General features: G+C 59.9%; 10 protein-coding genes. 8 read left to right on the top strand and 2 right to left on the bottom strand.

From position 1 onward, the window contains the following. The first annotated feature begins 38 nt into the window (after positions 1-38). Entirely contained in the window at positions 39-1157 is a 1119-nt protein-coding gene (proB, locus tag AC1ROI_RS16910; RefSeq protein ID WP_010467532.1) for a glutamate 5-kinase, read from the top strand. A 12-nt stretch (positions 1158-1169) separates the two neighbouring features. Continuing rightward, entirely contained in the window at positions 1170-1634 is a 465-nt protein-coding gene (locus AC1ROI_RS16915) for a CreA family protein (protein WP_010467533.1), read from the top strand. A gap of 185 nt (positions 1635-1819) precedes the next feature. Here AC1ROI_RS16915 and rpsT read toward each other — a convergent pair whose 3' ends face one another. Further along, on the bottom strand, positions 1820-2098 hold the full coding sequence (gene rpsT, locus AC1ROI_RS16920; protein WP_008154937.1) for a 30S ribosomal protein S20: 279 nt from the start codon (positions 2096-2098) through the stop codon (positions 1820-1822). Positions 2099-2350: 252 nt separating this feature from the next. Here rpsT and murJ point away from each other — a divergent pair, with 252 nt between their 5' ends. The 6 genes from murJ to ispH all read left to right on the top strand — a co-directional run bounded on the left by murJ (position 2351) and on the right by ispH (position 9856). Continuing rightward, the gene (gene murJ / locus AC1ROI_RS16925) at positions 2351-3889 is read left to right on the top strand and encodes a murein biosynthesis integral membrane protein MurJ (protein WP_010467534.1); all 1539 of its coding nucleotides are present in this window, start codon (positions 2351-2353) and stop codon (positions 3887-3889) included. Positions 3890-4018: 129 nt separating this feature from the next. Next, on the top strand, positions 4019-4969 hold the full coding sequence (ribF, locus tag AC1ROI_RS16930) for a bifunctional riboflavin kinase/FAD synthetase (protein ID WP_010467535.1): 951 nt from the start codon (positions 4019-4021) through the stop codon (positions 4967-4969). Then, positions 4970-7801: an isoleucine--tRNA ligase gene (gene ileS, locus AC1ROI_RS16935; protein WP_010467536.1), complete on the top strand. Its 2832-nt coding sequence runs from the start codon at positions 4970-4972 to the stop codon at positions 7799-7801. It abuts the gene before it with no gap. Then, entirely contained in the window at positions 7794-8306 is a 513-nt protein-coding gene (lspA, locus tag AC1ROI_RS16940; protein ID WP_010467537.1) for a signal peptidase II, read from the top strand. Before ileS ends, lspA begins: the two co-directional genes overlap by 8 nt. 7 nt (positions 8307-8313) lie before the next feature. Beyond that, on the top strand, positions 8314-8751 hold the full coding sequence (fkpB, locus tag AC1ROI_RS16945; RefSeq protein ID WP_010467538.1) for an FKBP-type peptidyl-prolyl cis-trans isomerase: 438 nt from the start codon (positions 8314-8316) through the stop codon (positions 8749-8751). 157 nt (positions 8752-8908) lie between these two features. Further along, entirely contained in the window at positions 8909-9856 is a 948-nt protein-coding gene (gene ispH, locus AC1ROI_RS16950) for a 4-hydroxy-3-methylbut-2-enyl diphosphate reductase (RefSeq protein ID WP_102593905.1), read from the top strand. Here ispH and AC1ROI_RS16955 read toward each other — a convergent pair. After that, positions 9825-10382 carry a GspH/FimT family pseudopilin gene (locus tag AC1ROI_RS16955; protein ID WP_102593904.1) on the bottom strand — a complete coding sequence of 186 codons (558 nt, stop codon included), beginning with the start codon at positions 10380-10382 and terminating at the stop codon, positions 9825-9827. The two genes, ispH and AC1ROI_RS16955, sit on opposite strands and share 32 nt — an antisense overlap. Positions 10383-10432 lie beyond the last annotated feature (50 nt).

The following is a 10432-nucleotide window of genomic DNA, read 5'->3' on the forward strand; positions in this document are numbered from 1 at the left end:
CGCTGGGTCGCGCTGCCCTCAAGCTAAGGTTGAAGATGATGCGGAGCAAGGTGACAGGTGCGCAGCGTTGGGTCGTGAAGATCGGCAGCGCTTTGCTGACGGCTGACGGCAAGGGTCTGGATCGCGCGGCAATGAGTGTCTGGGTCGAGCAGATGGTGGCTTTGCATGAGGCGGGCGTCGAACTGGTGCTGGTGTCCTCCGGGGCAGTAGCGGCGGGGATGAGTCGCCTGGGCTGGACCGTGCGACCCAGTGCAATGCACGAGCTGCAGGCCGCTGCCGCCATCGGTCAGATGGGTCTGGTGCAAGCCTGGGAGTCGAGCTTTGCCGAGCATGGCCGGCATACCGCGCAGATTCTCCTGACGCACGATGACTTGTCTGACCGCAAGCGTTACCTGAATGCCCGTAGCACCCTGCGTGCGTTGGTCGAGCTGAAAGTGATCCCGGTGATCAACGAAAACGACACCGTGGTCACCGACGAGATCCGCTTCGGCGACAACGACACCCTGGCGGCGCTGGTGGCCAACCTGGTTGAGGCGGACTTGCTGGTGATCCTCACTGATCGCGACGGCATGTTCGATGCCGATCCGCGCAACAACCCCGACGCCAACCTGATTTACGAGGCGCGCGCCGATGATCCGGCGCTGGATGCCGTCGCTGGCGGTACCGGTGGTGCGTTGGGTCGGGGCGGCATGCAGACCAAATTACGTGCCGCACGTCTGGCGGCGCGTTCCGGTGCGCACACCATCATCGTCGGTGGGCGCATTGAACGTGTGCTGGATCGCCTGAAGGCGGGCGAGCGCATCGGCACCTTGTTGTCACCTGAGCGCGGCATGCTGGCGGCGCGCAAGCAATGGCTGGCCGGTCATCTGCAGACCCGTGGCACCCTGGTGCTGGATGCGGGTGCAGTGACCGCGCTGTCCCAGGGCAACAAAAGTTTGCTGCCGGTTGGCGTCAAACTGGTTCAAGGCAGTTTCCGGCGCGGTGAAATGGTGGTGTGCGTGGCGCCGGACGGTCGTGAAATTGCCCGTGGCCTGGCCAACTACAGCGCGCTGGAAGCACAAAAAATCATCGGTCAGTCGTCTGAGGCGATTGTCGGTCTGTTGGGTTACATGGCGGAGCCGGAACTGGTTCACCGCGATAACCTGATTCTGGTCTGAAGGAATATTTGAATGCGTGTGGCAAAAGGATTGTTGGGTCTGCTGTTGGCAATGCCGCTGCTGGCTTCGGCTGAGGAGATTGGCCAAGTGTCGACGGTGTTCAAGTTCGTCGGCCCGAACGACCGTATCGTCGTCGAGGCGTTTGATGATCCGAAGGTCGAGGGTGTGACTTGCTACCTCTCGCGGGCCAAGACGGGCGGTGTGAAAGGTGGGCTGGGTTTGGCGGAAGATCGCGCTGAAGCGTCTATCGCGTGCCGTCAGGTAGGTCCGATCAGCTTCAAGGGTGAGCTGAAGGATGGCGATGAGGTGTTCAAGGAGCGCACGTCGCTGGTGTTCAAGACCATGCAGGTGGTGCGCTTCCTCGACAAGAAGCGCAATACGCTGGTGTATCTGGTCTACAGCGATCGCTTGATCGAAGGCAGCCCGCAGAATGCGGTGACGGCGATCCCGATCCTGCCGTGGACGCACGCCCAATAAGCTGGCGCAAATCGAAATGTGGGAGTGGGCCTGCTCGCGATAGCGGTGTAACAGTCGGCATCAATGTTGAGTGTTGCACCGCTATCGCGAGCAGGCCCACTCCTACATTTTTTTTGCGCGGCGTTTACCAAATCGCAGGCAATAAAAAACCGACCCTGAGGTCGGTTTTTCAACAAGCTTATCGCTTATGCGGCTACAGCAAGGTTCAGAGCCTTGACGTGACCGTTCAGGCGGCTCTTATGACGAGCTGCCTTGTTCTTGTGGATGATGCCTTTATCGGCCATACGGTCGATAACTGGCACAGCCAGAACGTAAGCTGCTTGAGCTTTTTCAGCGTCTTTTGCGTCGATGGCCTTAACTACATTCTTGATGTAGGTACGAACCATGGAACGCAGGCTGGCGTTGTGGCTGCGACGCTTCTCAGCCTGTTTTGCACGTTTTTTGGCGGAAGGTGTGTTGGCCACCGTCGAGCTCCTCGAAAGACTTTTTAGGAAATAGCAAACAAAATAGGCCGCGAATCATGCCGATGAGTTGATGTCTTGTCAAGGGCGGTTGAGACGTTCCGCTAAGTGGTAGGTATAAAGAGGCGGGATATTTATTTCCGGCGCTTGACCTGTAAACTCGCGAGCTTTGGCTCTGTGCTGCTGCGGCGCGGAGTATCGCATAAGTAGGCGCTTTGTTCGCCTGCTGTTTATCGACAGGCACAAACTCTTTCAATGAATCTGCTCAAATCGTTGGCCGCCGTCAGCTCTATCACGATGCTTTCCCGGATTCTGGGGTTCGTTCGTGACACCCTCATCGCACGCACATTTGGCGCCGGGATGGCGACGGACGCCTTCTTTATCGCCTTCAAACTGCCCAATCTGCTGCGAAGAATCTTCGCCGAGGGTGCCTTTTCCCAGGCATTCGTGCCGATTCTTGCTGAATACAAGAGCCAGAAGGGCGAGGAGGCGACGCGAACGTTCATCGCTTACGTGTCTGGCTTGCTGACGCTGGTGCTTGCCCTGGTTACCGCGCTGGGCATCCTCGCCGCGCCGTGGGTCATCTGGGCCACCGCGCCGGGTTTTACCGATACCCCGGAAAAATTTGAGCTGACTACCGATCTGTTGCGCGTGACTTTTCCTTATATATTGCTGATCTCCCTGTCTTCATTGGCCGGTGCGGTCCTCAATACGTACAACCGATTCTCGGTGCCGGCTTTCGTGCCGACGTTGCTCAACGTCAGCATGATCGTCTTTTCGGTATTCCTCACGCCATACTTCGACCCTCCCGTCATGGCCTTGGGTTGGGCGGTACTGGTGGGTGGCCTGGCGCAGTTGCTTTATCAGCTGCCCCACCTGAAAAAGATCGGCATGCTCGTGCTGCCACGCCTGAATCTGCGTGACAGCGGTGTCTGGCGGGTGATGAAGCAGATGTTACCGGCGATTCTCGGCGTGTCAGTGAGCCAGATTTCCCTGATCATCAACACCATCTTCGCCTCGTTCCTGGTCGCCGGCTCCGTGTCGTGGATGTATTACGCCGACCGTTTGATGGAGTTGCCGTCCGGCGTACTGGGCGTAGCGTTGGGCACCATTCTGCTGCCGACCCTGGCCAAGACCTACGCCAGCAAAGATCGCCACGAATATTCGCGAATCCTCGATTGGGGCCTGCGTCTGTGCTTCGTGCTGGTGTTGCCGTGTTCTCTGGCACTGGGGATTCTGGCCGAGCCGCTGACCGTTTCGCTGTTCCAGTACGGCCAATTCAGCGCGTTTGACGCCTCCATGACACAGCGGGCGTTGATCGCTTATTCAGTCGGTTTACTCGGAATTATCGTGATCAAAGTGCTGGCGCCGGGCTTTTATGCGCAACAAAACATCCGCACTCCGGTAAAAATAGCGATTTTCACCCTGATCGTTACTCAGCTGTTCAACCTCGTGCTCATCGGCCCGCTGGCTCACGCCGGTCTGGCCCTGGCCATCAGCATCGGTGCCTGCATCAACGCCGGGCTATTGTTCTATCAGCTGCGCAAGCAGCAGATGTATCAACCGCAACCGGGTTGGGCCAAATTCGGTCTGAAGCTTGTGATTGCGGTGTTGGTGATGTCTGCTGTGCTGCTGGCCGGGATGCACTTCATGCCGGCCTGGGATCAGGGGCATATGCTGGAGCGGTTCCTGCGCCTGGGCGCGTTGGTCGCTGCCGGGGTGATCAGTTATTTCGGCATGCTGCTGTTGATGGGCTTCCGTTTGCGCGACTTCAATCGCAAGGCGCTGAGCTGAGGCTTGGGCCTCGATAAACATGGGCGAACCGGCAGTTTTGTCGGCTCGATTACTTTGGGTTACGGTGTTGCCTGTCGTCGGCCGCCGGGTGTGGTTATAATCGACCACTTTATGAGCAAGAAGCGCGTTATGCAGCTGGTTCGAGGCCTCCACAACCTGCGCCCCCAGCATCGGGGCTGTGTCGCCACTATTGGCAACTTTGACGGTGTTCACCGTGGCCACCAGGCTATCCTGGCGAGGCTGCGTGAGCGCGCTATCGAGTTGGGCGTGCCCAGCTGCGTGGTGATTTTCGAACCACAGCCGCGAGAGTTCTTCGCCCCGGACACGGCCCCGGCCCGTCTGGCCCGGCTGCGGGACAAACTGCAGCTGCTGGCCGACGAAGGTGTCGACCGGGTCCTGTGCCTGGCCTTCAACCACCGGCTGAGCAAGCTCAGTGCCAGTGAATTCGTCGATGCCATTCTGGTCGACGGTCTCGGCGTCCAGCACCTGGAGGTCGGTGACGACTTCCGGTTCGGCTGTGACCGGGTAGGGGATTTCGATTTCCTGCAGCAGGCTGGCATCGTTCAGGGCTTTACCGTTGAAGCGGCGCAAACCGTCGAGCTGGACGGCATTCGCGTCAGCAGCACGCAGGTCCGCAATGCCCTGGCCGCTGCCGATTTTGCCTTGGCCGAGCGGCTGCTCGGGCGTCCGTTCCAGATCACCGGGCGGGTCCTGCATGGCCAGAAGCTGGCGCGCCAACTGGGTACGCCCACCGCCAACATTCAACTCAAGCGTCGTCGCGTGCCCTTGACCGGGGTGTACCTGGTCAACGTCGATATCGACGGCAAGACCTGGCCCGGCGTCGCCAACATTGGCGTGCGGCCCACGGTACAAGGTGATGGCAAAGCCCACCTCGAAGTGCACCTTTTAGATTTTGCCGGCGATCTGTATGACCGGCGTTTGACGGTGGTTTTCCACCACAAGCTGCGTGAAGAGCAGCGTTTCGCCTCTCTGGAGGCGCTTAAGACGGCGATCAATGCGGATGTTGCCGCCGCCCGTGCCCTGTCGCACCTAGCGCCAATCGCTAATGAAGAGCCTTAAATGACCGACTATAAAGCCACGCTAAACCTTCCGGACACCGCCTTCCCAATGAAGGCCGGCCTGCCTCAGCGCGAACCGCAGATTCTGCAGCGCTGGGACAGCATTGGCCTGTACGGTAAGTTGCGCGAAATTGGCAAGGATCGTCCGAAGTTCGTACTTCATGATGGTCCTCCTTACGCCAACGGCACGATTCACATCGGTCATGCGCTGAACAAGATTCTCAAGGACATGATCATCCGCTCGAAAACCCTGTCGGGGTTCGACGCGCCTTATGTTCCGGGCTGGGATTGCCACGGTCTGCCGATCGAACACAAAGTCGAAGTGACCCACGGCAAAAACCTGGGCGCGGACAAAACCCGCGAACTGTGCCGCGCCTACGCCACCGAGCAGATCGAAGGCCAGAAATCCGAATTCATCCGTCTGGGCGTGTTGGGCGACTTCGCCAACCCGTACAAGACCATGGACTTCAAGAACGAGGCCGGTGAAATCCGCGCGCTCGCCGAAATCGTCAAGGGCGGTTTCGTGTTCAAGGGCCTGAAGCCCGTGAACTGGTGCTTTGACTGCGGTTCAGCCCTGGCTGAAGCGGAAGTCGAGTACGAAAACAAAAAGTCCTCGACCATCGACGTGGCCTTCCCGATTGCCGACGAAGCCAAGCTGGCTGCCGCTTTCGGTCTGGCGTCCCTGGCCAAGCCTGCCTCGATCGTGATCTGGACCACCACCCCGTGGACCATCCCGGCCAACCAGGCGCTGAACGTTCACCCGGAATTCAACTACGCCCTGGTCGACGTTGGCGACAAACTACTGGTGCTGGCTGAAGAGCTGGTCGAGTCGTGCCTGGCCCGCTACAGCCTGGAAGGCTCGGTCATCGCGACCACCACCGGTAAAGAACTGGAACTGATCAACTTCCGTCACCCGTTCTACGATCGCCTGTCGCCGGTTTACCTGGCCGATTACGTTGAGCTGGGCGCTGGCACCGGCGTGGTTCACTCCGCCCCGGCCTATGGCGTGGACGACTTCGTGACCTGCAAGAAGTACGGCATGGTCAACGACGACATCCTCAACCCGGTACAGAGCAACGGCGTCTACGTGACATCGCTGGAGTTCTTCGGCGGCCAGTTCATCTGGAAAGCCAACCCGGCCATCGTCGACAAACTGACCGAAGTCGGTGCGCTGCTGCACACCACCATCATCGAACACAGCTACATGCACTGCTGGCGTCACAAGACCCCGCTGATCTACCGCGCCACCGCGCAGTGGTTCATCGGCATGGATAAAGAGCCTGTCAGCGGCGACACCCTGCGCAAGCGCGCACTGAAAGCCATCGAAGAGACTCAGTTCGTCCCGGCCTGGGGCCAGGCACGTCTGCACTCGATGATCGCCAACCGTCCAGACTGGTGCATCTCCCGTCAGCGCAACTGGGGCGTGCCGATCCCGTTCTTCCTGAACAAGGAAAGCGGCGAGCTGCACCCGCGCACTGCCGAGCTGATGGAAGAAGTCGCCAAGCGTGTTGAAGTCGAAGGCATCGAAGCGTGGTTCAAGATGGACGCTGCCGAACTGCTGGGTGACGAGGCGCCGCTGTACGACAAGATCAGCGACACCTTGGACGTCTGGTTCGATTCGGGCACCACGCACTGGCACGTCCTGCGCGGTTCGCACCCGATGGGCCACGAGACCGGCCCGCGCGCCGACTTGTACCTGGAAGGTTCGGACCAACACCGTGGCTGGTTCCACTCGTCCTTGCTGACTGGTTGCGCCATCGACAACCATGCGCCATACCGCGAGCTGCTGACCCACGGTTTCACCGTCGATGAGTCCGGTCGCAAGATGTCCAAGTCGCTGGGCAACGTGATCGCGCCGCAAAAGGTCAACGACACCCTGGGCGCCGACATCATGCGGCTGTGGGTGGCTTCCACCGATTACTCGGGTGAAATGGCGGTGTCCGAGCAGATTCTGCAACGCAGTGCGGACGCCTACCGGCGTATCCGTAACACCGCGCGCTTCCTGCTCTCCAACCTGACCGGGTTCAATCCGGCCACCGACATCCTGCCGGCCGAGGAAATGCTCGCCCTGGACCGTTGGGCCGTGGACCGCACCCTGCTGCTGCAACGCGAGTTGCAAGAGCACTACGGCGAATACCGCTTCTGGAACGTCTACTCCAAGATCCACAACTTCTGCGTGCAAGAGCTGGGTGGTTTCTACCTCGACATCATCAAGGACCGTCAGTACACCACTGGCGCCAACAGCAAGGCGCGCCGTTCGGCGCAAACCGCGCTGTACCACATCTCCGAAGCGCTGGTGCGCTGGATCGCGCCGATCCTCGCCTTCACCGCCGACGAGCTGTGGGAATACCTGCCGGGCGAGCGCAACGAATCGGTGATGCTCAACACTTGGTACGAAGGCCTGACCGAACTGCCGGACAACGTCGAACTGGGCCGCGCCTACTGGGAGCGGATCATGGCGGTGAAGGTCGCGGTCAACAAGGAAATGGAAATCCAGCGCGCGGCCAAGGCCGTCGGTGGCAACCTGCAAGCCGAAGTGACGCTGTTCGCCGAAGAGGCGCTGAGCGCCGACCTGGCCAAGCTGAGCAACGAACTGCGCTTCGTGCTGATCACCTCGACCGCCAGCGTGGCGCCTTTTGTTCAGGCACCTGCGGACGCGGTAGTCACCGAAGTCAGCGGCCTGAAGCTGAAAATCGTCAAGTCGGCCTTCGCCAAGTGCGCCCGTTGCTGGCACTGCCGTGAAGACGTCGGCGTGAACCCGGAGCATCCGGAAATCTGCGGTCGTTGCGTCGACAACATCAGCGGTGCGGGCGAGGTTCGTCATTATGCCTAACGCTGCTGGCCGTTTCGGACGGCTGAGCTGGCTCTGGTTGAGCTTGCTGGTCCTGGTCATCGACCAGGCCAGCAAGTTCTACTTCGAAGGCTCGTTGAAGATGTACCAGCAAATCGTGGTGATTCCCGATTATTTCAGCTGGACCCTGGCCTACAACACTGGCGCGGCATTCAGCTTCCTGGCCGACAGCTCCGGCTGGCAGCGCTGGTTGTTTGCCCTGATCGCCGTGGTGGTCAGTGCGGTGCTGGTGGTGTGGCTCAAGCGTCTGGGGCGCAACGAAACCTGGCTGGCCGTCGCTTTGGCGCTGGTGCTGGGCGGGGCGCTGGGCAATCTGTATGACCGCATCGCCCTGGGCCATGTGATCGACTTCATTCTGGTGCATTGGCAGAACCGCTGGTATTTCCCGGCGTTCAACTTTGCCGACAGCGCCATCAGCGTCGGGGCCGTGATGCTCGCGCTGGACATGTTCAAAAGTAAAAAGACCGGAGAAGCCGTTCATGACTGAACAGGTATTGGCTGAGCAACGCATCCGCCAGAACACGGAAGTCACTTTGCACTTTGCACTGCGCCTGGAGAACGGCGACACCGTCGACAGCACCTTCGACAAAGCCCCGGCGACCTTCCAGGTCGGCGATGGCAACCTGTTGCCAGGTTTCGAAGCAGCGCTGTTCGGCTTCAAGGCAGGCGACAAGCGCACGCTGACGATTCAGCCGGAAAACGCGTTTGGCCAGCCGAACCCGCAAAACGTGCAGATCATCCCGCGTTCGCAGTTCAAGGACATGGAGCTTTCGCCGGGTTTGCTGGTGATCTTCAACGATGCGGCCAATACTGAGCTGCCTGGCGTGGTGAAGGAATTCGATGACGAGCAAGTGACCATCGACTTCAACCACCCGCTGGCCGGCAAGACATTGACCTTTGACGTAGAAATCATCAGCGTCAAATCGCTGTAACTGACCGAATGCGGTCCAATGTAGGGGCAGAGCTTGCTCGCGAAGGCGTCATCACATTCACCATCAATGTCGACTGACACACCGCTTTCGCGAGCAAGCTTCGCTGCTACAGGGATGTAATGTTCTAATTTCTTGCGCGCAAGACACGAGGCACAGCATGCAAATCAAACTCGCCAACCCCCGTGGCTTCTGCGCCGGCGTGGACCGGGCGATCGAAATCGTCAACCGCGCCCTGGAAGTCTTCGGGCCGCCTATCTATGTGCGCCACGAAGTGGTCCACAACAAATTCGTCGTCGAGGACCTGCGTGCTCGCGGGGCGATCTTCGTCGAAGAACTGGATCAGGTGCCGGACGATGTCATCGTGATCTTCAGTGCCCACGGGGTTTCCCAGGCTGTGCGGACCGAAGCCGCTGGCCGTGGCCTGAAAGTGTTCGACGCGACTTGCCCGCTGGTGACCAAGGTGCACATCGAAGTCGCGCGTTACAGCCGTGACGGTCGTGAATGCATTCTCATCGGCCACGCCGGTCACCCGGAAGTCGAAGGCACCATGGGCCAGTACGATGGCAGCAACGGTGGTGCCATCTATCTGGTTGAAGACGAGAAAGACGTCGCCGCGCTGCAGGTGGTCAATCCCGACAAACTGGCGTTCGTGACCCAGACCACGCTGTCCATGGACGACACCAGCCGCGTGATCGACGCTCTGCGTGCACGCTTCCCGGCGATCGGTGGTCCGCGCAAGGACGACATCTGCTACGCCACGCAAAACCGTCAGGACGCCGTCAAACAACTGGCCGACGAATGCGACGTGGTCTTGGTGGTCGGTAGCCCGAACAGCTCCAACTCCAACCGCTTGCGTGAACTCGCCGAGCGCATGGCCACCCCGGCTTATCTGATCGACGGCGCCGAAGACCTGCAAAAAAGCTGGTTCGACGGTGTCGAGCGTATCGGCATCACCGCTGGCGCCTCCGCACCGGAAGTGTTGGTGCGTGGCGTGATCCAGCAGTTGCAGGCCTGGGGTGCTACCGGGGCCGATGAATTGGCGGGTCGCGAGGAGAACGTCACATTCTCCATGCCTAAAGAGTTGCGTGTGCGCTCCCTGCTTTAACTTTTTTTCCTCCCGGACATAGCGCCTGCTCAGCCTTATCGCTGCGCAGGCTGACGCGACCGGTCGCGGCCAGCACCACCTGAAGCTGGCTAACCGGTTCGCGGACTGTGCAAACGTGCAGCGTCCCCGCTTGAAACGCCCGGCCAGGCATCTGTGGCTCGCCGATACGGCTGAAACGGATGTATCGTCTGACCGGCCAATTGCCAACAATCGGCACATGAGCGCCACTCACGCGCTCAATCAGCAGCGGATTGCTGCTGTCTTCCGGCCCTTTGCCGCTGATATCCAGAATGATGCGCCAGCCCTGACCCCAGTCGTCGTTGATGCCATGAATGACGATGGTCTGATTTCGCGCGAGAGCTTCGCTTCTGGCGCTGCGAATACCACCGGCAAGAGACTTTGCCGCCGCCTCGCGATGATTCGATTCTGTAAGGGCCGCGAACGCCGGACTGACCAACAGCAGAACAATCCCGGCAATTGTCAGTCCCATGAGCAGTTCGATCAGGCTGAAACCTCGCTGATGCATGTCATCTCCCTCCGTGGAGTGCTGCGGCCCGCGCAATCCGTGCGCGAGTA

The sequence above is a fragment of the Pseudomonas sp. GW823-FHT02C02 genome (assembly GCF_058797635.1).